The organism is Nostoc sp. FACHB-892 (genome assembly GCF_014698795.1).
Classification (GTDB): Bacteria; Cyanobacteriota; Cyanobacteriia; order Cyanobacteriales; family Nostocaceae; genus Nostoc.
Genome location: NZ_JACJTR010000004.1, coordinates 311,774 through 336,238, shown reverse-complemented (window position 1 = coordinate 336,238; position 24,465 = coordinate 311,774). Strand labels below are relative to the sequence as shown.

The window sequence follows — 24,465 nt, the reverse complement described above, 5'->3', positions numbered from 1 at the left end:
GGTTAATCAGATGGTAGCTATATTTCCGCTATGCTGTACTAGACGATGAGTAATATTTCTGTTCTCAAAAATGCTGGAGTTGCAGTGAGGTCTTAACTAATGACTTTAATACTTGAAACTCAGAGGCTGTTGTTAAAACCAATTTTGAAGAGTGGACTGAACACACTACACGCTATTTTCATTGACTCATACGTAAGAAAGTATCTGTGCGATGACAAAATTTTTTCATTGCAACAGGTTGAAGAAATGATGATACAGAGCCAGAATAGTTTTGAAGAAAAAAAATTTGGTTTATGGTTTATTGAAACTAAAAATGAGCAAGAAACCATTGGCTTTGTTGGTTTGTGGGATTTCTTTGATGAAGAACAGCCTCAATTAGTTTATGCTTTGCTGCCTGAAGCAACCAAAAAAGGTTATGCTACCGAAGCGGCAACCAAGATATTAGACTATTGTTTTAATGAACTTAACTATCAGTATCTTTTAGCAAGCTGTGATCACCCAAACCTTGAATCACAAAAACTAACAGAAAGAATAGGCATGACAAAGGTGGACGAAAAAATCGTCAATGGCAACCCCATAGTATTTTTCAAAATTGAGAAATCGTAGGTAAAAATATTGTGGCTGTTGAAGGCGATCGCCTAGTTATCATAGTAAGTGCGGCATAACACAGCGTTGCAACCGACTGCAATCTAGATTGTCATTGTCTAGGTCAATCCGTTATTTGGGGATGAACGCAATAAGCAGCAGCGATCGCTGAAGTAGCAAATATCCCCATTTCCCAAATGCTGGCAACTGAGAGCCATAATTCATTCGTTTCATCGGCAATATGGGCGATCGCTTCGCTTGTATTTGCTGATCTAAAGTTGACTGCTGTTCAAGTTTTGCAGTGCCATTAACGACGACTAAATGAGTCTTGAACAGCTACAAGAACTGATGGATTGAAGAAACGGTGATGGAAAGCCAGAAGAATTTTGAGAATTAAGCAGTCCGAAAACGCGCCAACTCTTCACCCGTCTTTGCATCATGGGCGTGGACTGTACACACCAAACACGAATCAAACGATCGCGCCACATGACCAACTTCCACAGGGTCGCTAGAATCGTAAATTGGTGTGCCAATTAAAGCTTCTTCAATGGGGCCTCGGATACCTTCACCATCACGAGGGCCGATATTCCAAGTACCAGGGGCAATCACTTGGTAATTCTTAATTTTACCGCCCTCCACTTCTACCCAGTGAGATAAAGAACCGCGTGCTGCTTCCGTTGCACCCCATCCCTTGCCATCTTTTTCTGTGGGTTTAATATACCAGGGGTCGTTTAACTTGAATTCGCGCAAACAGTGTTCAGCTTGCCGATATAACTTGACAAGTTCGTGAACTCGTGCTAGCTGGCGCACATGAATACTAGCACCACCCATTTCTTTAAAGACATCTAGAATAAAGCCGTCGTAGTGTTGCCAAGATTCGCCATGTTTACCACCGGCTACTAATTGACGAGCTAAGGGGCCTGTTTCCAAACGTCCGAAGTCTTTGTGAAGGACTGCACTCGACCAAGAGTAGGCGTTATCGAAGTCTTTGGTATTGATTGCAGTGGGTTTAGTGGTGCGATCGCTTGGGTGAATATCCGCTGTTCCCTCATCGTACCAAGAGTGAGTTGTATTCTCGCGGATAAATGACTGATCCATTAAAACGTGAGTGTCTGCAAAGCTGTCATACACTCCACTTTTCATAATCATCGCCGCATTTCGTCCTTCAATAGTCGGCTTTTGGTATTTATCTTCATGGGCTAAATATCCCCAAGTGACATATTTACCCACACCAGCACCATATCTATCTAAACCGATGTCTAAACCCATGCGCCAATAGAAACCTAAATCGGAATCTCGATGATTTCGGTCTTCATCCAACCAGTCTCTAAAGTCATCATAAGTTTGGATTTGTTCATAGCGTTCTAAAGAACAACCCAACCACACTGGTTCTAACCAATTGGTGCGGAAATATTCGAGAATCGCCCAAGCGCGGGTAATGTCTGTAAGGGTTGGGGCGCACATTACACCACCAGGCACCATATAACTGCTATGGTAACTGGTGATATGCTAAAAATGTTCCTGAGTAACTTATTGCACAAAGTAATTTTGCTCGGCAATAACATTTTATTTTCACCATTTCAGCTTATAAATAAGGGAATATTTAGGGAATGAGCGGGCAAAATCAAAACCAAGATGATCGCGTAGGCGCAGCCAGCCGCAGGCATCGCCAGAACTTAATATCGGAGACATATCCCCCATCTACAGATGAGGATGCCAATGCAGACTCAAGGGACTTTTTCGCCGATATTTTTGCAGATTTTGAGCCGCAGAACACCACAGACGGTAGCTACAGGGGAACAATGGCGAAAATTAAAGCAACAGAATTACACTATCAAGAAGTTTTTGAGCAGAAGTTAGTCGAAGCTAATACTAATTTAAAGAGGGATAGAATTAGAGTTAGCATTAAACAAACTGGGAATTCTCTCCAGTTACGGGCTACCCTACCGTTAAAACCAGGCGATTGCAGCTTAAGTAAGGAAAAAAAGCAGTATGACTTGTCTCTAGGGATACCAGCAAATTTAGAGGGACTGAAAACTGCGATCGAGGAAAGTTACGAGTTGGGTAAATTAATCGCTCGCCATACCTTCGAATGGAATGAGAAGTATTTAGGAATTAAATCTAGAGAGAAGCAAGAGATAAAAACTATTGGGGAATTATTAGATACATTTGATGAAAAATATTATCAAACCCGTCAGAAAACTATAACTAGTCAAAATACTTTTGCTAACTATATATCCGTTATTAAAAGAAACTTTCCTCTAACAACTTTGTCAACAAAAAGTCATTTTGAGGAAATTATTAATTCATTTCAGGGAAATAAAAAAAATGAATTAATTGCGGTAACTTCTATTTTTATTAAAACCTTTAAGTTGGGATTTATACTTGATGTGACACGAGATCATGTCACTCCTGCTCATCGAGAAATACCTGACAATGATAAAATAGTATCCTCTTTTGACCTATTTGAAAAATTCGCCCTCAATCGCAAAAATACAAATATCACTGATGAAATAGACACCTGGGAAATGTGGCGTTGGGTATATGGAATGTTAGCAACCTTTGGGTTAAGACCAAGGGAATTATTTGTCGAACCAGATATTAATTGGTGGATGTGTCCCCAAAATATAGACCATACTTGGAAAGTCAATAAAAATACAAAAACTGGATATCGAGAAGTTATCCCCTTTGTACCAGAATGGATAGAATTATTTGATTTACAAAATCTCAAACCATTAAATATTTTAGAAAAAAAGGTGACAAAAATTGCATCTGTGCAAAATATTAATTGGATGCGGAGAGATATATCCAGATGGTTTAGAAAAGTGGGAATTGAGTTTCAACCCTACGATTTGCGTCATGCTTGCGCGATTCGAGCGCATCTCCAGGGAATACCCATCAAAGCCGCAGCAGACAATTTAGGTCATACTGTTGATGAACATACAAAAACCTATCAAAGATGGTTTGGGATTGAAAATCGTAAAAAAGCCTTTGGTGAGGTAATTAGTCAAAAGTCGTTAATTGAGTTGCAGAAGAATGAAATATTGGCGCTACGGATGGAGAATGAAAGATTGAGATTGGAAGTTGAAAAGTTGAAATTTTCGGAGAATATCTAACAATCTAGAGGACTGCGAACAGCTTTATCATTACGATTGAGAAAACAAGTCTAAATCAATAGCTTTCATTTAAGTCTAAAAACTAAAACAGGTGTAGCGGCTGTCTTGATTCTCAAGTGCGATCGCTAAATTTTCAATGCATCATTTATTCTTGCTTTGAGAACCTTTTCTTCCATATAAAAAAATCAAGAAAAAACATCCTGAATTAGCCCAAAAATTTGAAAATAGCGAAGCTTTTGAAACAGTCAATTCTGGTATGAAATTGAAACAACTGAAAAAGGCGAACAAGTTAGTAAGCTTTGGCTAAACACAGAAAATATCCCTCAAAGCTATACACATGAATTATGTGGTTTGATCCAAACAGTAGAGAGTATCTGGAAAAATGTAGACTCTCCAAAACCTAGTTGGCTTGACCTTGTAACGATAGAGTTGGTTGGAGTTGATCGTAAACATGAACTAAGTGTTGAGCGAGATAACTTAGAGAGTCAACTTAGAGCGGCAGAGGAGGAGCGACGCAGGGAGGCAGAAGCTCTACGAGAAAATGAAATTACAAGAATAGCTAATAAGCATCGTTTAGAGAAAACGAAGGCTGATGAGTTGCATCAACTACTAACGGAGATGCGTCCTTTAGGTTTTACAGATAGTAAGCAACTCTCGAACTATATTGTAAGATATCAACTTGGTTATAAGTATCCAAATATCTCAGGTATCGTGATAATGGAAGATGGAAGTACAGAATGGGAGTTTCCTGGCGGATTTCCTCCAGATATTTATAAAATTATTTGTAGGGAACTCGGTTTGGATAACCAGAGGACGAATGCTAGAGTAAAAAGATTTGACTCATGGACAGATATCTATTCAGCAAATCAAAAATAAGAAAAAAGTATTATATTATAGTAAAAAAGTAATAAAATTATACAAAAATGAGTAAACCTTTTTACAAAAATAAACTTACAGGCAATTATGGTGTTCTTGAAGGAGTAGTACCCTTAACTCTTAGGCTTGTAAACGCTGTTGGCGGAATGATTGAGTTGAGTCATCAGCACGAAAATGTCACGGCTGAAAATCTAGTTTAAGTCTCATCGGAGGAAGTTCAAAAGGCTTTACTGGGTTTTTAGTGCGATCGCCAATCTTGTAGGGTACATTAACGGAGTGTAACGCATCATATTTATGATTATTTACTGATTTTCGGTGCGTTATGCTGTCGCTAACACACCCTACTGCTAATCGTCCCATTGGTTGGACAAGAACATTTTTGGCTAAACTATAATCAGGGAAACAGCAAGATGAGATTATGAACTTAGATACAATTCAACAAGATATTGAGTCTCTTCCTCCCGATGCACAACAAATCATAGTTCAACTCGTAGAATTCCTGAAAAAACGCTACCTTCTGAATCAACAGGAATCTTCAGAAAATTCCTTGCAAGACTGGTCAGACTTTATCGGTTGCATAGAAGCTGAAACAGACCTCTCAAAAAACTATAAAAACTACTTAGACCATGAACTTAACCAAAAATATGATCATAGTTGATACAGGCTTTTGGTTAGCTCTTGCCAATAAAAAAGATACAGTTCATATATCCGCAAAAAAACGATTTCAAGATTTAGCTAATCAGCAATTTATTACGACTTGGTGTGTCGTCACCGAAACGTGCTATCTATTACAAAAAAGAGTAGGAGTAGATGCTCCAAAAATCTTTATTCATAAAATTTCTACAGGAAAGCTACAAATCTTTGATCTGAAACAACATCATTGCCAGCGTATTGAAGAACTGATGGAAAAATATAAAGACTTACCGATGGATTTAGCCGATGCCTCTCTCGTTATTTTGGCAGAAGAATTAGGTCATGGTCAAATTTTATCGGTTGATTATCGAGACTTCAACACCTATCGCTGGAAAAATACAGAACCGTTCGATAACCTCTTTCAGGAATTTTTATGACGTAGTGCGATCGCGTTCGCGGAGCGTCCCGGAGGGAACTAGCTCTGCTGCAAGCAGTTCGCCGATCCTATAGGGTGCGTTAATGGAATCTCAATAATTTCACCGTTAAACATATTTGGGTTAATGCGATCGCTCAATATCCAAATAAATCAATACTTCTATACATAAGCTGACCTGTAATTATTTAAACTCAGATATTGTTATTTGCGTATCTATATTGAGAAAAACCGCGCTTTATACTTCAATATAAAGAAAACAATTATACTTAACTACTTGCCTTGGACCTTCTTAACTGCGATCACTAATCTAGGGTTAGGGAAAAATTAGGTAATACCTGAGAAAAGCAAATAACTTTTAGCAGAGAAAAATAAATGGATTTACTGCTTGCTATCTTTGCTTATGGTGTAGCTGACCGTGGGTTTATCCCCTAATTTAAGGAAAAACCAGGGAATAATTACACATATCCTGGCAAATCCTTACTATATAAGCAATTCCCTAATTTATTTCCATATAACTGCTGTGGGGCCATTGTCCGCCTAATAGTGCATAAATTTCTACGGGTTTAGCGGAAATTGTTATGCCTATTTCGTAAGATTTGCCTGTGAAGGCAGCAAAGCGTCTAACAGCTTCGTCATAGTAGCGACTATTGCGGTATTTTTTATTAGTTAAATCAATAGCAAATAATCCATAAAAATAGCGAGGGATGCTTTGAATTGTCTCGACAATTTGTCCAAGATTTCTAGCTAAAATCGCATTGCGGGGAACTTCTGTTTCCCAAGCTGTATCTAATGCCCAAGATGCACAAGTCAAGTGAGAACCGCCACAAATTCCGCAAATGCGAGGTGTGACAATTAATCCGGCTTGGGGGTCTTTACCACGTAAGATAACCTCAAATCCACGAAATAGTTCCGCGTGTGTCCAAGCGTTGACTACCCTTCCATGTTCAATATCAACTCGGACATCTAAATCGCCTTCAACTCTACCGACGGGCGATATATCTAATGATTGAATTGTCATTTGTCATTTGTCCTTTGTCATTTGTTACTTGTCATTTGTCATTTATCACTGGTCATTTATCATTGGTAATTATTCACTCGCCCCCCCTGCAAAATGGTCGAAATACTTGATTTTTCGTCGAGGGTTAAAGGGTACGGTCATTGGTCAAATGACTAATGACCAATGACTAATGACCAATGACCAATAACTAAACTGTAAAAAAGTCTTCTTCTGCCCAAGGTGGTGCTGCGTCTTTTGCAACCATTGTGAGTAAGGCGTAGTCTTTTTTGTTGACTCCTGGCGGTAATTCTTTGGGAACTCCCATCACTGTTTGGGTTTTAAATACGGTTCCAGGTTTGAGATCAAAGAAGGGAAATTCTGGTTCTGTGCAACCTAAACAAGGCATTCCGGCGCGAGTTTTGGATGAGACGCGGTTCCATAAGATGCGGTTACAGGAGGAATGAGTCATGGGGCCACGACAACCTAAGTCATAAAATAGACAGCCTTTACGCTGACCAAATTCGGCAGTTGAGGCTTTGTAGGCGAAGTGGACGTTGCGGGTACAACCTGTTTGGGTATAAGTGTTGAAGAAGGTTTGAGGACGATTAAGTTTGTCGAAAGCAATGTCTGCTATGCGTCCAGTAGCGATCGCAACTAATATCTGCGTAATCCAGTCGGGATGGGCGGGACATCCAGGTATATTAATTACAGGTAATCCGGCTTGAGACACAAAGTCTTTACCTAAAAAGCCACCTTCTTGGCGCTTGAGAAATTGTAAACCTTCCGATTCGCTAGGATTGGGTGACATGGCGGGAATTCCTCCCCATGTGGCACAGTCTCCCACGGCTACAATAAATTGAGCAACTTTGGCGAGGTCTGCTAACCAATCTTTCATGGCGCGATCGGCAAAGCGATTCCATTCGCCAGTACCGTTGGGGGCATTAACAACGCTGCCTTCAAATACCAAGATATCCAAAGGAATTGCGCCAGAAATGCAATCCCGCAGCAGTGTCTGTAAGTTGTCGCCTAGTTCCAGTCCCAAGGAGGGATGCCAAAGTACCTTGATGCCAAAGTCGGCAATTAAATCGCAGACTGTCGGTTCTTCAGCGTTGAGGAATGACATACTATAGTCACTATAGAATAAAAATTTGTCAAGATGACCGAAAAATGGTTTTATGGTCGGGTTTCGACAATCGAGCAACAAGAAGATCGCAACGCTCTTAAAAAGCAACTAGAAAGAGGTAAGAATGTTGGATGCGATCGCTTTTACTGGGATATTCAAAGTCGCACAACCGAAGTGCGTAATGGGTTGCAGCAATTAATTGATGATTTAAAAATATCACCAAAGGGTACTGTCACTGATTTAATTGTTACCAGGATTGACCGCATTGGGTCATCTTCAAAACTATTTTACTCGCTATTAGAAGTATTACGGAGTAAGGGTATTAGGCTAGTAGCACTAGACCAAACAATTGATACAGAAAGTTTGGGTGGCGAGTTGACGATTGATGTTTTGCTAGCAGCCAGTAAATTTGAAATAAAAATGTTGTCCAGTCGTGTATCTGCCGAACGTAAGCACCGTATGGTTCAGAAGAAAAGTCATCGGTTTGCGCCGTTTGGGTGGAAGATTGTTGATGATTCTTACGTCAAGGATGAAAGTTGGTGTGTTTCGCTACTAGAAGGCAAGCGTAATTTTAGGGTTTGGGAACTGGCTTTATTTATATTTGAAATATTTAATAGTTATGGTAGTGCCAGAAAAACTTGCAATGTATTAAATGAGATGTTTGGGGTATGTGGGAAAGTAGATGCAAAAAGCACAAAATCAAAAGGGAATCATCGGATAATGCCCGATGATATCGAGCAATTGGATTTATTTCAAAATCATAAAAAAACTTATCAACGATACCCTTGGACGGGCTTACAGTGGTCACCTGCTGGACTAAAAAACTTCTTAGTAAATCCAGTTCATGCAGGCGGAACACCATTTAACGTCACTACATCTAGTCCGTCAGGCAAACAAATTAAGCATTTTGATCAGTGGGATTGCAACTGGGATACCCATGAGGGGATAATTACTCGTGAACAACACGAACAAATAAAACGCACTATCCGCCAAAATCGCAATAATAAGTGGGCTGCGAGAAAAGAAGATATTAACCCATTCGCTAATTTATTGAAGTGTGGTAGATGTGAAGGCGCACTAACCCGGATGTCGTCCCGACGCGATCGCAATGGGCAATATACAGCCTACTATCAATGTACCTACTACTCCCTCGGCCGTTGCGATGCCAAGGAGATGCTTAGTAGTCGAAGTTTAGATTCACAAGTGGCTGATTTGCTAGTAAGCGAAGCTACTAGGCTAGCTGGCATGGTAGATTTTGAAGAAGATAAGTATCTTGAACCTACAGAAGTTAAAGAACTGCGGGAAACCATAGCAGGGCTGGAAAAGTTGCCTACTAATCCTTTTGTAGAAAAAGCCAAAGATGGTATCCGTGACCAAATTGCTAGTATCTTAAGCCTGTATGAAAACATCACAAAACGTAGCCTGTTGGTTCGAGAAGAGTTGGTGCAGATGTTTTGCGATCGTGAATACTGGGACAGTCGAACATCTGAGGATAAAAAACGAATACTAAATAAACTTGTCCGTCGTATTGTTGTTGACGGACGGGTTGTTTTGGGCATTGAGTTTTTTTAGTTTTCTTTGGCGGACAATTTCTCGGTATTCGTCTAATTGGCGTAACCAAAATTCTTTCTCTGATTCAATTCTCATTTGTAGCGTTCTCCATTAATAAATTTAGATTAGCTTTGAGTTGCAAATTTTCTGTTCTCTACGAACAACGTTCATTCGTCGTACCAACTTCGCAGCTGCTTTTAATTTTTTAATTGAGTGTTAGCGTACACCTAATACCAATTCAAATAATGTTTGCGACACATCAATTATTTGTCAGGGCACAACAATGTTGTGCCCTTACCCATCTGTCGCATTGTTTTTTCAAATTGGTATAAGTTTCCTATACACGCTGAACAGCTACGGAAATTCACCCATTTACCAAATTGAATTATGTGGAATAAATGTGCTTTTTGGACATTATTTAAGTCAACATATTGATTTGTAAGTATTTTTAGTACGTGAATTTACAGCAAAACTTTCAGAGAAATTAATGGCAGCACTATCACATAAAAACTTGTGAGTAAGCTTAGAAAATATTTGAAAGTTTTTGACGAATATAATTTGCTCATAGTATATATTAGTATTAAAGTCCATCAAATATTTAGCGATCGCTCTTCGTAGAAAAACTTGTTAATTTATTAATTTATGTATAGTTCATTTCACAACAAATCTAAAACTATCAAATGTTACTAAACATGAAAAAAATTAAATTTAAAAGCAATGCTGGTAAACTAACTGCACTTTTAATTTTAATCACAATTTTGTTGACACCTTTTATAGTCGTCAATGCTGGAGAACGTGGTGTATTAATGCAGTTTGGCGAAGTACAGGAAACAGTATTAGGAGAAGGAATACATATAATAATTCCTATTATTAATTCTGTAAAAAAACTCAGTGTGAGAGTTCAAAAACAAGAAATTTCTGCTGAGGCTTCTTCTAAAGATTTACAAAATGTGTTTATAAATGTAGCATTAAACTGGCATATCATACCTGAAGAAACTAATATAATTTTTCAAAACATTGGTGATGAAAAAGATGTAGTTGAAAAAATTATCAATCCAGCAATAGAAGAAGTGCTAAAAGCAGTGATAGCAAGGTATACGGCAGAAGAAATAGTCACTAAACGAGGAGAAGTAAAATCTGGAGTTGATAATACATTGACTATAAGACTGCATAACTACCACATAGTAGTTGATGATATTTCACTAGTTAATCTCAGTTTTTCTAATCAATTTAATCAGGCAGTAGAGGCAAAACAGATTGCAGAACAAGATGCAAAACGAGCCGATTTTATCGCCTTGAAAGCAGCAAAACAAGCAGAGGCTAATGTCAATTTAGCTAAAGGAGAAGTAGAAATAAATAAATTATTACGTGAAAATTTGACTAATGAAATTTTAGAAAGACAGGCAATAGAAAAATGGGATGGTAAATTACCTCTAATTATGTCTAAAGATGCTCCTAAACTTTTCAATATGAATGAGATTTTAAAATTAAAATAGCCATAAAACCAGTATTAATACTGGTTTTATGGTTAAGTGGCAGGGAATAAATTAGGAGTATCAATAATATGCAACTGGATTAACGCCACAATCAAAAAAGTATACACAGTGGAAGAAACTAAGCCTGTTAATAATTCTTTTTTTAAGTTGTGTTTTTGGCTTTGTTTTTGTAAAACATCAATTGCCCCTGCTTGCATCAAAAGAATACCAATAATGTTAGATAGCCAGTAACCGATGATGACACAAGGCATCAGTAATTTAGGTGCAAAAATACTACAAATATAACCGAAGGCATAAGCAATTGGTAAGTTGAATACCAAATCATTCCACCAGCATAAGGGTGATAATAAATATCCAATGACTAAGAAAAATCCACCTCTTAGCTTCTGCAACAATGTTTTGGGTAAGCTTTCTGGAGTCGGTGATGAAAATTCTTGATCACCTGTTTCGATACTTGTCATAATAATACATTAATTGTAGCAACTTACCGTAGTTTAAAGCAAAATACGAAATAAGTCCAGCCGTAAACACAAGTTGGATTTCACATAGGTAGAAATTACACGTAATTATGCTGTGTAAAAAAGCCTATTCTTATGAATACAAAAATTTTATTCTTCATTGATTAATTGCTGTTCTTCTGGGAATAATTTCGTTTCACTCACTGGTTGTTCACTGATGATATTTGCTGACTGTGAAAATGGACGAATAATTAAACTCACGCCAATTGCCCAAGCGATCGCTACCATCCAACCTGCAATAATGTCACTGGGAAAATGTACTCCTAAATATAGGCGTGTCCAGCCAATGGCCAAGATAAACACACTACCCAACATCACTGTTAACCAGCACCAAACACTATCCCAAGTTAAAACGACCAAAATAGCAATCAACGTCATACTTGTCATAGCATGGCCGCTAGGGAATGAATAATCAAATTCTGGTGCAGCAGAAGTCCAAATATCAGGACGGACTCTATGCCAAAATTCCTTAGCTGTGCGGTTGATAGTGGCACTACCAGCCGCAGTAATCACTAAATAAGTGAGCGATCGCCAACGACGTTGAAATAGTAAAATCAGAGCGATTGCACTCAGAGTAGGTAACACAGTCCAAAAAGAACCCATTTTAGTTAGCAGCACGGCAAATTGATCTAACTGCGGCTGTGCTACAGAGTGAATCGCGACTAAAATCGGTAAATCCCAAGGAAATCCACCTTGATTTTGTTCCACCTTGAACGCCAGCAATCCAAAAATTTGCAGTGGTACATATACCCCCACGGACAGCAGCAACAAAGAACGCCAATGGGTAATCAGCAATTTTTGCCCAAACCCTATGGGTGACCGTGGTTTTGAAGGTAATGTTTGCTTTTCTAACTCTGCCATACTAAATACGATATTTGGCTGCAATTAAAGTAGTTTTTTGAATAACTAGTAATTATTTTACTACTGAGGCATAAATATCTGCTAGACAGTCTTTTTCTAGAAAATATTCTATAGCTTTTGTATAAACTAACACCAAGCTTTTGTATATTTTCACAAAAAGATGGACTTTGATTATATTTTAAATATAAAATACGGTAAGCCAGTAGATATTTAGTATTTAGTGGAAATTTTTCCACATTTATTTAAAACTTGCAGTTGCCTAAAACAGTTTGCACAACAGCATTCAAACCAATCTTTTCGTTTCAGGTAAACACAAACGCATCTACAAAACCCCAGGTAAGGACAGAAGTATGGATTTTTTATTATTGCCTTTCTTCAGCTTTCTAGTGGGAATTATTGTTGGTTTGACAGGAGTTGGTGGTGCTTCTCTCATTACCCCGATGTTGATTTTTGTTTTTCAAGTACCGCCTGCTGTGGCAGTAAGTTCTGATGTCGTTGCAGCCACACTGATGAAAGTTGTTGGTAGCATCAAACACTGGCAACAAAAAACCCTTGATTTGCAGACGGTGAAATGGTTAGCTTTAGGAAGCGTTCCCGGTTCTCTTGTTGGGGTAGGGATATTACACCTGATTAAACAGCAAAAAGAGCATCAACTGAACCATATTACCCTACACTTACTAGGTTTAACAATTCTGTTAGTTACAGTATTAGCGTTGGTACAAATGCTGCTGTTGACTTTCTTCCCTAATCTACATTTACCTGAACTTCCCAAATTTGACTTAACAACTCAACTAGGACGCTTGCAGACAATAAGTATAGGAGCATTTTTAGGTTGTATTGTTGGTTTGACAAGCGTCGCTTCCGGCTCAATGTTTGCCTTAGTACTGATTACATTTTTCCGCTTGGATGCTAAGAAGTTGGTAGGGACAGATATTTCCCAAGCAGCAATTCTCCTACTATTTACTGCGGTTGGGCATCTCACATTGGGAACAGTTGATTGGAGTTTAGTCCTACCGATATGGCTTGGCTCAGTACCAGGTGTATTACTAGGAGCTAAAATCTGCCAATCTGTACCTCAAAAACCATTGCGGTTTATGGTTTACTTTATTTTAATGATGGTGAGTGCCAAGCTAGTTTATTAGTTTTCTGAGGGCTGGAATGAAAAGGAAGATTATCTCACTAGTTTCCTAAACACGCCCAAAAACTCCAATTGCGCCTTCTAATTCAGCTCCGCGTAAGTTAGCTCCATTTATATTTGCATTAGTGAGATTTGTTTTCTCCAAGTCAGCATTTTGGAGATTTGCCCCTTCCAAATTTGCTCCTTGTAGGTTGGCTTTTTCTAAATCGGCATCAAATAAATTTGCTCCTTGTAGATTTGCTTGTGCAATATTGGCTTTGCCTAAATCTACTCCCTGCAAGTTTGCTAACTTGAGGTTGATTCCTTGTAAATTAGCTTTTTCAAATTTGACATTTTGCAAGTTTGCTGATTCTAGATTAGCGCCTTGCAGGTTTGCTCCTTCAAAAGATACTCCATTCAAGTTACATCCTACGCATTCATTAGTTTCTAACAAACGTCTCACATTCGCTGGAATTGATTCGGCAGGTAATACTATGGGAGATTCTACTGGAACAGATGTGGATGGGGTTAGATTAGGTGATGTTTCCACTTGAGCTAGGGCGTGAGGTTGGTTAAGTAGAGAAAATACCATTACAAGTCCTAAAATCCAGGAAGTGATTTTTTTGAAGTTGAGTGTGTTCATGAGTTTATTTTTGTGATTTTTTGAGAGTTTTTAAACGTAGAGATTGTCGCAGGGTAGGAACGCAGAGTATTTCTGAGAAAGATCCTTTAATTAGAAAACATGGCAAAAGTGGGTAAGAGTCGATAGCTTTCACTGTCCATTAAGATGGAGTATCCCAACCAAATTAAGACAAAGGGAAAGATTTTTCGACCATAATTAGCTAGAACAGGTGCGATTAAAGGATTACGAGTCAGGTTATAAGATAGAAAACACCACAACCCAACTGTTAAATAGCAAACTAACAAAATTACTCCTAAACGTGGCAGGGTACTACTGGCAAACAACGGTACGTAAATGCCAATATTATTTCCTCCATTAGCAATGGTAACAGCAGAAACGCGGTAGGTTTGTGGGTCGCGTATCGTCCCCCAGAGTGATTTCTTCTGACGCTGAGGTTTGGTATGCTTTAAGTTAATTGATACAGCTTGTGTGGTTTCTTCATTATCTTCTTTCCTCAAAAGATGATTAATTCCAATAGCGATTGGCAGAAAACCTAGTAATCCAATCCAGGTATGGGGAATTATCAGACCACCAAAAAAACCAGGAAGACTGGCAAATACTAAAGCCGTGAATCCTAAAAATTCACCGATAATAATATGCCTGGGACGAAAGGCATGATTGACTTTACCAAAGAAGGCTGTCAAATACAAATTATCATCAAAAGTAGTTGCGATCGCAGCAGAAATCCCAATAATTATTGTACCAATTAACCAACTCATGTTTTTTGTTTGCAAGAATATAGTTTTGTTGTTTTCTAGTCCCTCTCTAATGTTGAAGTTGAGGGCAGATTAAACTTTTATTAGGCTGCTCTGTCTAGCATTAGCAGACAATAAGTTTTGTAATTTTTTTCAAGCGATCGCTATCAAATGAACTGGTAATTCCTGAATAAGTGCTTTTTCAGCAAGTTATACGAAGTTGCGTCTGAAATTAATACTATTGCTTTCGGCTCAATAAAAGCAAATACTCTTTGTGATTAAAACGATAAACACAGATTATTAAAAATAAACTACTATTTTTTGTGTTAAGGCTAATTACAATCAGGAATTTATAAAATTAAAAACAAATATCCAATATGAGTGGTATTGCCACGCAGTGCAACGCACCATCCTTATTTATCTCGGTATATTATAAAGAAACAAATTAAATGTCCCCCTTTGGTAGTAGGGTTAAAAGAAAATCATGTTGAAGTAATATATTTTTAACTAAATCAGGATATATTGCAATGAATGAGTTTATTACTACAGTTTTAGTGGGAATCTCAGCTTTTATTGCCACTAATATTGATGATATCGTTATTTTATTACTACTATTTTCACAGATTAATTCTAGCTTTAGATGCCGACATATTATTGCTGGTCAATATTTAGGCTTTACTATTTTAGTTCTTGCCAGCCTTCCGGGGTTATTAGGTGGATTAATCATCTCACCTAATTGGATTGGCTTGCTGGGATTAATCCCTATAGCGATGGGTATTAGTAGTTTAATCAATCAAGAAGAGGACGAAATTCAAGAGGTTGCAGTTGAAACAACAGAATATCCACAGACAAACACCGCCAGCATTTTTAATGTACAAACTTACAGTGTGGCAGTCATCACTATTGCTAATGGAAGCGATAATATCAGCGTCTACATACCACTATTTGCTAGTAGCAATTTAAATAACTTTTTGATAATTGTTGTCAGTTTTTTTATATTAATAGCAGTTTGGTGCTATCTGGCTTATAGATTAGCTTATCAAACAACAAATGTAAATATTATAAATCAGAATTTTAATTATATATTACCATTTATATTAATAATTTTGGGTGGAGTAATAGTATTAAAAACACAGGCTTTAAGTGTGATAAAGTTAATAGCAAGTTGTATATGTTTAACAATTTTAGTCAAAAAAAATAGAACAAATTAAGCACATTGTATATTATTTGGCATCAGCAGGGCTTCAAAAGCTGTCATCACTCTTGTATGAAAACGTTGATGGTGTTTTAGTTTCCAAACAGGTTGGACAATTTCTAATTTCTTCCCGGATTTTTTTCTGGGATCGATAATTTGCACGGAGTGTAATGTTCCGAGTTGCAATTCTTTTTTCACTATCAATTCGGGGATCGCCGCTGCACCAACGCTACTTTCTACAACTGCTTTCACCATTTCGCTAGTGTTCAGATTAAGTACAACATCCAACTTACTGGGTTCAATTCCCCAACTTTGTAAAGCTTGGTGAAACATCTGTTGTGCGCCGGAACCAGATTCACGCATTACCCAAGTGGTATTTAGTAATTCATCTACATAAATTTCGCTACGATGGAACCAAGGGTGAGATTTGCTGACAACAATTTGCAGGCGATCGCTTCCTACTTCTTCTTTCTCTAAACAGTGCTGCAATGATGCTTTAATCTCCCCTGTTACCAGACCTAAATCATACATCCCCACAGCAGTCCCTTCAGAAATTTCTTCAGCATTTCCTAGCTTACAGTCAATAAAAATACCAGGATATAAGTGCTTGAATTGACTAATTTTTTCGGGTAGCCAATAATTCCCCACCGTCAGGCTTGCTCCTAACTTCAACTCTCCCCGTTGCAGATTATTTAATTCTTTTAAGCCACGTTCTGTTAACTCTACATGAGCCAGAATTTTTTGTGCTTCACACTGCAATAATTTACCAGCATCTGTAATTTCAATATGACGACCAATACGATGAAATAACTTCGTACCATATTCTGTCTCCAAGGTTTGGATAGCAGCACTTACTGCTGGTTGGGTAATATAAAGCGCTTCAGCTGCGCGGGTAAAGTGCAGCATTTCTGCAACGACTAAAAAAATTCGCAACTGTTCGAGCGTCATTTTTGCTATTTATGCTTTTTACCATAGTAATTTTATACATTAGGGAAGTATTATACGTTAAGTTGGGCGGAAAATTGTAGATACGTGTACGCTGTTATATCTGCTTAAACATAAATTTTATCTATGTATCTGGCAAGAAATACTGATTTCTATTATTGATTGATGGGAAGCCATAGAGTAAAACTACGTTCAGGTAAAGCGATATAGATTAGCTGCTGATGCGACAAAAAGCTTGATTTAATTATTGCTGAGTTTTCACCTTCTGCTTGCTTTTAATATTTCAATCAGCAAATCATGACTTAGTAAAAATAATTTAAGCCAGATGATAGATAAATATTATTCTATATACCCTATAATTTTTTAATTACGGTATTCGCCTAGAAATACCGTAGATTTAGGGGTGATTCTGATGAGCAAGTCTCAACAACTGACACAATTAAGTAAATCTCTAATTGAAGGGATGCAGGCTTATGCCATGAAAGCTTTGCAGGCTACACAGCTCTGGTATCAACACATAATTAGGAGTTGGTTCAATAAACACACTGTGCAAAGCTTTGTGAGTCTGTTTCTCATAGGCACTTTTTTCAGTATAGCAGTTGCCTCATGCTCTGGAAGCAGTTCAGCTAGCAAAAATGATGTTAAGGTAAGATTAGTTTCTTTCTCTGTTACAAAAGCAGCTCATGACCAGATAATACCTAAATTCGTCGAAAAGTGGAAGCAAGAACATAACCAAAACGTCACGTTTGAACAAAGTTATGGTGGTTCTGGCTCTCAAACTGCTACTGTGATTGCCGGTTCGCAAGAAGCGGACATAGTACATTTGGCACTTCCACTGGATGTAAACAAAATTCAACAGGCGGGTTTGATTAAATCAGGCTGGGAAATCAAAGCTCCCAGAAATGGTATTGTTAGTAGATCGGTTGCTGCGATCGTAACGCGCGAAGGCAATCCAAAAAGTATAAATACTTGGGCAGACTTGGCAAAAGATGGCGTGAAAGTAATTGCGGCTAACCCAAAAACTTCTGGTATTGCTATCTGGGAATTTTTAGCTTTCTGGGGTTCTGTAACTCTAACAGGAGGTGACGAAGCGACGGCGCTAGATTATCTCACGAAAGTTTATAAAAACACTCCTGTGCTGATAAAAGATGCCCGTGAAGCAAGCGATTTATTTTTCCAAAAAGGTCAAGGAGATGTCTTAATTAACTACGAAAATGAGGTAATTTTGGCGGAAAAAACTGGGCCGAAACTGCCTTATGTCATACCAAAAGTCAATATTTCTATTGATAATCCTGTAGCCGTAGTCGATAAAAATGTCGATAAGCACGGTACAAGAGAAGTTGCACAGGCGTTTGTTGATTTTCTTTACTCAACAGAAGCTCAACGGGAATTTGCAAAATTACAATATCGTCCAGTTAACCCCACGGTTACCCAAGAAGTAGCATCAAAATATCCTCCAATTGAAACTTTATTCACATCTCAAGATTTAGGTGGCTGGGATATTATCCAGAAAAAGTTTTTTGGAGATGGGGCGATTTTTGACAAAATTCAAGCTGCAAGCAAAGCATAATATCTCTTTTTTCATGCAGCATTCTTTACTGACAGTAAGAAATTCGCAGTCACTTTATCTAAATTGATAATTTATGAGCTTTCGTAGCCGATTTAAAGATAGCTTTTTCCTAACATCTTTAATGTTTATTACCAGCAGTATCACTGCTTGTAACGGTGGGCAAGAATTGAAAAGCCAGGTGAGTATTGATGGTGCGGCTGTAGGTTTTCCCGTTTCTTTAGCAGTTGCAGAAGAATACGGGAAAGTCAAACCTGAAGCTAAAGTTAGCGTTGCCTCAAGTGGTACTGGTGGTGGCATTAGTAAGTTTTGTGCTGGTGATATCGATATTGTTGGTGCTTCTCGTACTATTAGGGATGAAGAAATAAAAAAATGTAAAAGTAAGAATATTGAATTTGTTGAGTTACCTATAGCTTTAGACGGCATCGCTGTGATTACTAACCGTCAAAATAATTTTGCCAAATGTCTAACTATAAAGGAACTGAACACTATTTGGAGCGCTAAATCAGATGGCAAAATATTGAATTGGAATCAAGTTAATCCCAAATTTCCTAGCCAACCACTAAAGCTTTATGCTCCGGCTTCTGATACGGGAACGTTTGATTATATGACTCAAGCTGTAACTGGCAAAGCCAAGAATGGCCGTACAGATTATACTCCCAGTCACAATCAAAATTTACTCGTACAAGGAGTTTCAGGTGAGGTATCAGCTTTAGGTTATGTAGGCATATCTTATTATATTCAAAACCAAGATAAACTCAATTTAGTTGCTGTAGAAAGCCCTACAGGAAAATGTGAAAAACCAGTTCCCATAGATAATGTGATCAAAAATATCTACACACCTTTATCTCGTCCCCTGTTCATCTATGTGAGTAAAAAATCTTTAGATAGTAAGACAGCAGTCAAAGAATTTGTAGAATTTTATCTGGAAAATTCTTGGAAGTGGGTAGATAGCGTAGGTTATGTAGCATTACCTGACGAAGCTTATGTCAAGGTAAAACAAAAATTGACTACTGGTGAAACTGGTACAAAGTTTAAAAAAGCAAAACCTGGGCAGCCAATCACAAACTTTATTTAAATAAAGTACTAGTCTTTGTAGTGTCATTGTATCCAAAATTTAACTGTTTATGCAAAATAGCAATTCTGAAGAAGACTCTTATCAACTGTTCAGACAGTCACTAGAGAAAAATGCATCTGAAGATATCTTAGAAAAGGTTATTGCGGTAATTTTATTTGCTTGTGCTTTAGTTTCTGTTTTGACTACCTTTGGTATTGTCTTAATTATTTTTCAAGAGGCATTTGGTTTTTTCCAAGAAGTTACCTTTGCTCAATTCTTTCTTGATACTAAGTGGACACCTCTATTTGCAGATAGACATTTTGGTGTTTGGCCATTGATAGCTGGTACTTTCTTAACTACAGTTATAGCTATGGCAGTTGCTATTCCTTTGGGGTTATTTTCTGCTATTTATTTAAGTGAGTATGCTCAACCCAAAGTAGCAGCAATTTTACGTCCAGCAGTAGAACTTTTAGCAGGGATACCAACTGTAGTATATGGTTACTTTGCGCTGTTGTTCCTCACACCATTACTGCGAAATATTATCCCTCTAGAAATATTTAATGCCTTGAGTGCAGGGTTAATGATGGGGATAATGATTACTCCTACTGTTGGTTCCATCAGCTTAGATGCTATTCGAGCAGTCCCACGTTCTTTGCGTGAAGGAGCTTACGCTTTAGGTATCACTAAACTAGAAAGCATTTTTAAAATAGTTCTCCCAGCAGCGCTTTCTGGAATTATAGCCTCAATTATTTTGGGTATTTCTCGCGCTGTGGGTGAAACCATGACTGTCCTGATTGCCGCAGGCCAACAGCCAAAGCTGACTATTAACTTTGCGGAATCAGTAGAAACAATGACAGCTTACATGGCACAAATTTCTGGTGGAGATAGTCCGCGTGGTAGCCTCAGTTTCAAGACTTTATATGCTGTGGGCGCTCTTTTATTTCTAATAACCCTAGCTTTGAATATTGTTAGTTACTGGATTGCAAATCGCTATAAAGAAAAATACGATTAAGAAGTTATGGCTACAAGTTATCAACAAGATGGTTCTTTAGATTCTGCGGCAGAGTTTACTGATAATGTTGAAAGTAGAGAGACGTTAGGAAAAATATTTGAAATAGTTTTTTTGTTAGGGCTGCTGATTGGTATATTTGTTCTGGCTTTGCTACTTTTTGATATTTTTCGAGATGGATTAACCAGATTTTTAACACCCGGTTTTCTAACAGAAACCCCTTCTCGTTTTCCTGACCAAGGCGGTATCCGTCCTGCTATTGTCAGCAGTATCCTTTTAGGAATTATTGTGATTGGAGTCACTGTCCCCATTGGTGTCGGAGCAGCTTTATATCTAGAAGAGTATGCACCTAAAGCTTGGTGGACAGCGATTATTGAGATTAATATCAGCAATCTGGCGGGTGTGCCTTCTATTGTTTATGGATTGCTGGGTTTAGGAGTTTTCAATTATTTGCTTGGGTTCGGCCCCGCTTTGATTTCTGGTGCATTGACTTTATCTTTGTTGTCTTTACCAGTAATTATTGTGACAGCTAGAGAAGCAATTCGCGCTGTTCCAGATTCCTTGAGAAATGCTTCCTACGGCTTAGGTGTCACGAAATGGAAAACTATCAGTAGTCATGTGATACCCTATGCTATTCCCGGTATTTTGACTGGGGTGATTATTTCTGTATCCCGCGCTATTGGTGATGCAGCCTCTCTAATTGTTGTAGGTGCTGTGGGTTTTCTGACTTTTAACCCTGGTTTATTTCAGAGATTTATGGCATTACCCATTCAAATTTACAGTTATATAACTCGTCCTGAACCAGGTTTTGCTGATGCAGCTGCGGCGACAATTATTGCATTGTTACTCTTGATTTTAGTTTTAAATGGTGTAGCAATTTATATCCGGCAACGCTTCTCAATAAATTAGGTAATGAAATATCTAATTGATTACATTCACAGATATTTAGGAAATACGCAAAATGACTTATAGCAACAGTAGAAGTAAATTTGATAGCGCCACAATCGACCAAGATAATGATATCTTCAATCTTGAAGGTGTGAAGGTCTTTTATGGGGGATTTTTGGCACTTTTAGATGTCTACTTAAAAATTCCTGAAAAACAAATCATTGCTTTTATCGGGCCTTCAGGATGTGGTAAAAGTACCTTACTGCGTTGCTTTAATCGGATGAATGATTTAATCCCTGGAGCGAAGGTAGAGGGTAAGTTGAATTACCGCGATCGCAACATTTATGATCCTAAGATAAATTCTGTAAAATTACGCCGCCAAGTCGGGATGGTTTTTCAAAGACCAAATCCGTTCCCTAAGTCAATATACGAAAATATTTCCTTTGGGCCGCGGGCTAACGGTTATAAAGGTAACATCGATGAATTGGTGGAAGATTCTCTCAGACGCGCTGCTATCTGGGATGAAGTCAAAGATAAACTCAAAGAAAAGGGTACTGCATTATCTGGCGGACAACAACAACGGCTTTGCATAGCAAGAGCGATCGCTATGAAGCCAGATGTATTATTGATGGATGAACCATGTTCTGCTCTTGACCCAATTTCTAGCCGCCAAGTAGAAGAACTCTGTTTAGAACTCAAGCAGCAATACACCATCATCATGGTAACTCACAATATGCAGCAAGCTTCGAGAGTCGCAGATTTCACTGCTTTCTTCAATACAGAAATTGACGAGCATGGCAAACGTCGCGGAAAATTAGTTGAGTTTAATCCTACAGCCCAAATGTTCAGTTCTCCTCAAACTAAAGAAGCCGAAGATTATATTAGTGGACGCTTTGGTTAAAGAGACATCACAGTTCTAATTCTGGAAAATATCCTGAGAAATGTCTGAGAAGTTTTTTGTATACACCGAACGCTGATAGCTCCCCCTAAATCCCCTGATAAATTTGAGGACTTTAAGGTTCTTATTCCCTCTTTTTTAAGCGGGGTTAGGGGAATCAACAAATATTTGATACTTCTCAGACATCCTCTGAGGTTTGATAGTACTAAAGCTGAGTAATACTTTAACTTAGTAATTATACCGTGTATAATTTCGTAATATTTATCAATATGAAATTAGTGGTTGCAATAAAATGGTTAAAATATTAAATAATTTAAAGAGCTATTTGCAGTTTAATTTATATGAAAATGGAAACAGAAAAATTAGAAGTGAATAAGTTAGAAAAAAAGAAGTATCGGTCAGATCGAGTCCGGGATCATTTAGCTAATGAACGTACTTATTTGGCATGGATGAGGAGTGGTATTGCACTCATGGGTTTTGGTGTTTTAATTGTGCGATTGCGGATTATTCAACCGCCCATAGCACCACAACCTCCTGGTAATGGTTGGAAGTTGGGTTTAGCATTCGCTTTAGTCGGTGTGTTATCAGTATTACTTTCAACTCAGCATTATTTTGCAGTTCGCCGAGATATTGACGCAGATACTTATCAACCGCCAGATCGTTGGATAATTCTCGCTAGTTTAGCTGTGCTTCTCTTGGGTGGGGGAGTACTATACTATGTATTCACAGTTCCCTTAGATTATTTGAATACTTATATTCTGGAGTAATAAGGTCAGGACTTACGCAAAGGTAACGGAGAATCGAACCACAGAGGACGCAGAGGACGCAGAGGACACGGAGGAATAAGAGTTTCAGAGATGTCTTGCGTAAGTCCTAAAGATGTCATGTTAAGTTAGACTTTTGAGAGTTTTCAAACGCAGAGATATGCAAAGCAAATCAAAGCCGGGCTTCCCTGCGTAGGAAACTTTTCAAGATAGAGGTACGTAGAGTATTTTTAATCTACGGTGGCTATTTGCTGTTTGGGGAATTCTCGGTTGGCTACAATTTCGCCAAAGGGACTGATTAGTTGCGGTTCTGCTATTGGCTGATTTTCTAGGGGTAAGCGAGGAAAGAGTAGTTCTGCTACTCGATATGCCTCTTCTAAATGCGGATAACCAGAGAAGATGAAGGTATCTATGCCTAATTCTTGATATTCCAGCATTCTTTGAGCTACGGTATCGGGATCGCCTACTAAGGCTGTACCCGCACCACCACGAACTAAGCCAATTCCTGCCCATAAATTCGGGCTGATTTCTAAGGCTTCACGAGAGCCGTTGTGTAATTCTTTCATCCGGCGTTGTCCTTCAGAGTCCATGCGTGCATAGGCTTGTTGGGATTCGGCGATCGCTTCTTCGTCTACGTAGCGAATTAAATTGTTGGCTGCATCCCATGCTTGGCTTTCTGTCTCCCGCACAATGACGTGTAGACGAATCCCAAAACGTAATGTTCTGCCTTGGGCTGCTGCTAGTCTACGTACAGAGGCAATCTTTTGGGCAACTTGTTCTGGTGGTTCGCCCCAAGTTAAATATGCATCTACGTGTTTGGCAGCAACCTCTTGGGCAACGGGGGAAGAACCTCCAAACCACAGAGGTGGATGCGGTTTTTGGACTGGGGGAAATAACAGTTTTCCACCTTGAATATTCAGATAATCTCCCTGTAAGTCGGCAGTCTCTCCGGCTGCTATCTGCCGCCACACTGCTAAAAATTCATCTGTTAATCTGTAGCGATCGTCATGGGAAAGATGTAACCCATCTCCTGCCAACTCTACGGGATCGCCACCTGTAACCACATTAATTAGCAATCTTCCGCCAGAAATGCGGTCAAATGTTGCCGCCATCCTTGCTGCTACTCCTGGTGACATCAAACCCGGACGTATTGCCACCAAAAATTTCATCTGTTTAGTGTGCGTTACCAAAGTTGATGCCAAAATCCACGCATCTTCACATGAACGGCCTGTAGGTAGTAATGCCCCTGCGAAACCTAAGTGATCTACTGCTTGGGCAATCTGCCGCCAATAATCAAAGTTGACTGCCCGCCCGCCTATGGCAGTACCAAGATAGCGCCCTTCACCGTGAGTCGGAATAAACCAAAGTAGCTGCATGATATCTATGTCAGAGTAGCTGCAATATTTCCTGGCTATTTAAGTACAGTAAGTTGATAGAAATACCGTATTATTTAGTC

At 38.5% G+C, this 24,465-nt stretch carries 23 protein-coding genes and 2 pseudogenes; 16 read left to right on the top strand and 9 right to left on the bottom strand.

The genetic code is table 11. The annotated features are described in order from the left end of the window. Positions 1-99 precede the first annotated feature (99 nt). Complete coding sequence (locus tag H6G96_RS08300) at positions 100-606, top strand: GNAT family N-acetyltransferase (RefSeq protein ID WP_190911000.1); 507 nt, start codon at positions 100-102, stop codon at positions 604-606. A gap of 372 nt (positions 607-978) precedes the next feature. Here the strand turns inward: H6G96_RS08300 and H6G96_RS08295 are convergent. Next, a pseudogene (locus tag H6G96_RS08295) lies at positions 979-2,079 on the bottom strand (nickel-dependent hydrogenase large subunit); the annotation flags it as partial. 308 nt (positions 2,080-2,387) lie between these two features. Between H6G96_RS08295 and H6G96_RS08290 the strand changes: the two are divergent. From H6G96_RS08290 to H6G96_RS08270, 5 genes are all read left to right on the top strand, one after another. Beyond that, the gene (locus H6G96_RS08290; protein ID WP_199339449.1) at positions 2,388-3,701 is read left to right on the top strand and encodes a site-specific integrase; all 1,314 of its coding nucleotides are present in this window, start codon (positions 2,388-2,390) and stop codon (positions 3,699-3,701) included. 351 nt (positions 3,702-4,052) lie between these two features. Beyond that, positions 4,053-4,577: a hypothetical protein gene (locus H6G96_RS08285; RefSeq protein WP_190910999.1), complete on the top strand. Its 525-nt coding sequence runs from the start codon at positions 4,053-4,055 to the stop codon at positions 4,575-4,577. Between the two features lie 47 nt (positions 4,578-4,624). Next, a complete protein-coding gene (locus tag H6G96_RS08280; RefSeq protein ID WP_190910998.1) occupies positions 4,625-4,777 on the top strand; it encodes a hypothetical protein in 153 nt (50 codons plus the stop codon). Between the two features lie 218 nt (positions 4,778-4,995). After that, a complete protein-coding gene (locus H6G96_RS08275) occupies positions 4,996-5,235 on the top strand; it encodes a hypothetical protein (protein WP_190910997.1) in 240 nt (79 codons plus the stop codon). Beyond that, a complete protein-coding gene (locus H6G96_RS08270) occupies positions 5,222-5,647 on the top strand; it encodes a type II toxin-antitoxin system VapC family toxin (protein WP_010994859.1) in 426 nt (141 codons plus the stop codon). Before H6G96_RS08275 ends, H6G96_RS08270 begins: the two co-directional genes overlap by 14 nt. Positions 5,648-6,154: 507 nt before the next feature. On the opposite strand, the pseudogene H6G96_RS08265 reads toward H6G96_RS08270, so the two are convergent. Both H6G96_RS08265 and H6G96_RS08260 read right to left on the bottom strand, forming a co-directional pair. Then, positions 6,155-6,664: pseudogene (locus H6G96_RS08265) on the bottom strand (nickel-dependent hydrogenase large subunit); the annotation flags it as partial. Positions 6,665-6,851: 187 nt separating this feature from the next. Beyond that, on the bottom strand, positions 6,852-7,766 hold the full coding sequence (locus tag H6G96_RS08260) for a hydrogenase (RefSeq protein ID WP_190910996.1): 915 nt from the start codon (positions 7,764-7,766) through the stop codon (positions 6,852-6,854). A 33-nt stretch (positions 7,767-7,799) separates the two neighbouring features. Here H6G96_RS08260 and xisF point away from each other — a divergent pair, with 33 nt between their 5' ends. Both xisF and H6G96_RS08250 read left to right on the top strand, forming a co-directional pair. Next, positions 7,800-9,338 (top strand): fdxN element excision recombinase XisF, encoded by a 1,539-nt coding sequence (xisF, locus tag H6G96_RS08255; RefSeq protein WP_190910995.1) that lies wholly within the window; start codon positions 7,800-7,802, stop codon positions 9,336-9,338. A gap of 671 nt (positions 9,339-10,009) precedes the next feature. After that, the gene (locus H6G96_RS08250) at positions 10,010-10,813 is read left to right on the top strand and encodes a prohibitin family protein (protein ID WP_190910994.1); all 804 of its coding nucleotides are present in this window, start codon (positions 10,010-10,012) and stop codon (positions 10,811-10,813) included. A gap of 32 nt (positions 10,814-10,845) precedes the next feature. On the opposite strand, the gene H6G96_RS08245 is transcribed toward H6G96_RS08250, so the two are convergent. Together H6G96_RS08245 and H6G96_RS08240 are read right to left on the bottom strand one after the other, a co-directional pair. Beyond that, positions 10,846-11,274 (bottom strand): hypothetical protein, encoded by a 429-nt coding sequence (locus H6G96_RS08245; RefSeq protein ID WP_190910993.1) that lies wholly within the window; start codon positions 11,272-11,274, stop codon positions 10,846-10,848. 147 nt (positions 11,275-11,421) lie between these two features. Next, complete coding sequence (locus tag H6G96_RS08240) at positions 11,422-12,192, bottom strand: phosphatase PAP2 family protein (RefSeq protein WP_190910992.1); 771 nt, start codon at positions 12,190-12,192, stop codon at positions 11,422-11,424. A 350-nt stretch (positions 12,193-12,542) separates the two neighbouring features. On the opposite strand from H6G96_RS08240, the gene H6G96_RS08235 reads away from it, so the two are divergent. Then, positions 12,543-13,334, top strand: coding sequence for a sulfite exporter TauE/SafE family protein (locus H6G96_RS08235; RefSeq protein WP_190910991.1), 792 nt, complete (start codon positions 12,543-12,545; stop codon positions 13,332-13,334). A 45-nt stretch (positions 13,335-13,379) separates the two neighbouring features. Here the strand turns inward: H6G96_RS08235 and H6G96_RS08230 are convergent, their stop codons facing one another. Further along, positions 13,380-13,952, bottom strand: a complete 573-nt coding sequence (locus tag H6G96_RS08230; protein WP_190910990.1) for a pentapeptide repeat-containing protein — start codon at positions 13,950-13,952, stop codon at positions 13,380-13,382. An 86-nt stretch (positions 13,953-14,038) separates the two neighbouring features. Continuing rightward, the gene (locus H6G96_RS08225; protein WP_190910989.1) at positions 14,039-14,710 is read right to left on the bottom strand and encodes a cadmium resistance transporter; all 672 of its coding nucleotides are present in this window, start codon (positions 14,708-14,710) and stop codon (positions 14,039-14,041) included. A 503-nt stretch (positions 14,711-15,213) separates the two neighbouring features. Here H6G96_RS08225 and H6G96_RS08220 point away from each other — a divergent pair. Next, positions 15,214-15,897 (top strand): cadmium resistance transporter, encoded by a 684-nt coding sequence (locus H6G96_RS08220; protein WP_190910988.1) that lies wholly within the window; start codon positions 15,214-15,216, stop codon positions 15,895-15,897. Here H6G96_RS08220 and H6G96_RS08215 read toward each other — a convergent pair. Next, positions 15,894-16,829 carry a LysR substrate-binding domain-containing protein gene (locus H6G96_RS08215; protein WP_190910987.1) on the bottom strand — a complete coding sequence of 312 codons (936 nt, stop codon included), beginning with the start codon at positions 16,827-16,829 and terminating at the stop codon, positions 15,894-15,896. The two genes, H6G96_RS08220 and H6G96_RS08215, sit on opposite strands and share 4 nt — an antisense overlap. 409 nt (positions 16,830-17,238) lie before the next feature. On the opposite strand from H6G96_RS08215, the gene H6G96_RS08210 reads away from it, so the two are divergent. From H6G96_RS08210 to H6G96_RS08185, 6 genes are all read left to right on the top strand, one after another. Beyond that, the gene (locus H6G96_RS08210; protein WP_190910986.1) at positions 17,239-18,396 is read left to right on the top strand and encodes a sulfate ABC transporter substrate-binding protein; all 1,158 of its coding nucleotides are present in this window, start codon (positions 17,239-17,241) and stop codon (positions 18,394-18,396) included. Positions 18,397-18,469: 73 nt separating this feature from the next. Next, positions 18,470-19,471, top strand: a complete 1,002-nt coding sequence (locus H6G96_RS08205; RefSeq protein ID WP_190910985.1) for a PstS family phosphate ABC transporter substrate-binding protein — start codon at positions 18,470-18,472, stop codon at positions 19,469-19,471. A gap of 49 nt (positions 19,472-19,520) precedes the next feature. After that, complete coding sequence (pstC, locus tag H6G96_RS08200; protein ID WP_190910984.1) at positions 19,521-20,462, top strand: phosphate ABC transporter permease subunit PstC; 942 nt, start codon at positions 19,521-19,523, stop codon at positions 20,460-20,462. A 6-nt stretch (positions 20,463-20,468) separates the two neighbouring features. Then, positions 20,469-21,368, top strand: coding sequence for a phosphate ABC transporter permease PstA (gene pstA / locus H6G96_RS08195; protein WP_190910983.1), 900 nt, complete (start codon positions 20,469-20,471; stop codon positions 21,366-21,368). A gap of 52 nt (positions 21,369-21,420) precedes the next feature. Next, complete coding sequence (gene pstB, locus H6G96_RS08190; RefSeq protein ID WP_190910982.1) at positions 21,421-22,248, top strand: phosphate ABC transporter ATP-binding protein PstB; 828 nt, start codon at positions 21,421-21,423, stop codon at positions 22,246-22,248. 338 nt (positions 22,249-22,586) lie between these two features. Then, complete coding sequence (locus tag H6G96_RS08185) at positions 22,587-23,012, top strand: DUF202 domain-containing protein (protein ID WP_190910981.1); 426 nt, start codon at positions 22,587-22,589, stop codon at positions 23,010-23,012. 227 nt (positions 23,013-23,239) lie between these two features. Here H6G96_RS08185 and ssuD read toward each other — a convergent pair whose 3' ends face one another. Next, positions 23,240-24,385 carry an FMNH2-dependent alkanesulfonate monooxygenase gene (gene ssuD, locus H6G96_RS08180; protein WP_190730963.1) on the bottom strand — a complete coding sequence of 382 codons (1,146 nt, stop codon included), beginning with the start codon at positions 24,383-24,385 and terminating at the stop codon, positions 23,240-23,242. Positions 24,386-24,465: the final 80 nt, after the last annotated feature.

Excerpts from the sequence above, each read along its gene's own strand:
- H6G96_RS08300 (WP_190911000.1), top strand. The coding sequence starts at position 100 with ATGACTTTAATACTTGAAACTCAGAGGCTGTTGTTAAAACCAATTTTG.
- H6G96_RS08290 (WP_199339449.1), top strand. The coding sequence starts at position 2,388 with ATGGCGAAAATTAAAGCAACAGAATTACACTATCAAGAAGTTTTTGAG.
- H6G96_RS08280 (WP_190910998.1), top strand. The coding sequence starts at position 4,625 with ATGAGTAAACCTTTTTACAAAAATAAACTTACAGGCAATTATGGTGTT.
- H6G96_RS08275 (WP_190910997.1), top strand. The coding sequence starts at position 4,996 with ATGAACTTAGATACAATTCAACAAGATATTGAGTCTCTTCCTCCCGAT.
- H6G96_RS08270 (WP_010994859.1), top strand. The coding sequence starts at position 5,222 with ATGATCATAGTTGATACAGGCTTTTGGTTAGCTCTTGCCAATAAAAAA.
- H6G96_RS08260 (WP_190910996.1), bottom strand. The coding sequence starts at position 7,766 with ATGTCATTCCTCAACGCTGAAGAACCGACAGTCTGCGATTTAATTGCC.
- xisF (WP_190910995.1), top strand. The coding sequence starts at position 7,800 with ATGACCGAAAAATGGTTTTATGGTCGGGTTTCGACAATCGAGCAACAA.
- H6G96_RS08250 (WP_190910994.1), top strand. The coding sequence starts at position 10,010 with ATGAAAAAAATTAAATTTAAAAGCAATGCTGGTAAACTAACTGCACTT.
- H6G96_RS08245 (WP_190910993.1), bottom strand. The coding sequence starts at position 11,274 with ATGACAAGTATCGAAACAGGTGATCAAGAATTTTCATCACCGACTCCA.
- H6G96_RS08240 (WP_190910992.1), bottom strand. The coding sequence starts at position 12,192 with ATGGCAGAGTTAGAAAAGCAAACATTACCTTCAAAACCACGGTCACCC.
- H6G96_RS08235 (WP_190910991.1), top strand. The coding sequence starts at position 12,543 with ATGGATTTTTTATTATTGCCTTTCTTCAGCTTTCTAGTGGGAATTATT.
- H6G96_RS08230 (WP_190910990.1), bottom strand. The coding sequence starts at position 13,952 with ATGAACACACTCAACTTCAAAAAAATCACTTCCTGGATTTTAGGACTT.
- H6G96_RS08225 (WP_190910989.1), bottom strand. The coding sequence starts at position 14,710 with ATGAGTTGGTTAATTGGTACAATAATTATTGGGATTTCTGCTGCGATC.
- H6G96_RS08220 (WP_190910988.1), top strand. The coding sequence starts at position 15,214 with ATGAATGAGTTTATTACTACAGTTTTAGTGGGAATCTCAGCTTTTATT.
- H6G96_RS08215 (WP_190910987.1), bottom strand. The coding sequence starts at position 16,829 with ATGACGCTCGAACAGTTGCGAATTTTTTTAGTCGTTGCAGAAATGCTG.
- H6G96_RS08210 (WP_190910986.1), top strand. The coding sequence starts at position 17,239 with ATGAGCAAGTCTCAACAACTGACACAATTAAGTAAATCTCTAATTGAA.
- H6G96_RS08205 (WP_190910985.1), top strand. The coding sequence starts at position 18,470 with ATGAGCTTTCGTAGCCGATTTAAAGATAGCTTTTTCCTAACATCTTTA.
- pstC (WP_190910984.1), top strand. The coding sequence starts at position 19,521 with ATGCAAAATAGCAATTCTGAAGAAGACTCTTATCAACTGTTCAGACAG.
- pstA (WP_190910983.1), top strand. The coding sequence starts at position 20,469 with ATGGCTACAAGTTATCAACAAGATGGTTCTTTAGATTCTGCGGCAGAG.
- pstB (WP_190910982.1), top strand. The coding sequence starts at position 21,421 with ATGACTTATAGCAACAGTAGAAGTAAATTTGATAGCGCCACAATCGAC.
- H6G96_RS08185 (WP_190910981.1), top strand. The coding sequence starts at position 22,587 with ATGAAAATGGAAACAGAAAAATTAGAAGTGAATAAGTTAGAAAAAAAG.
- ssuD (WP_190730963.1), bottom strand. The coding sequence starts at position 24,385 with ATGCAGCTACTTTGGTTTATTCCGACTCACGGTGAAGGGCGCTATCTT.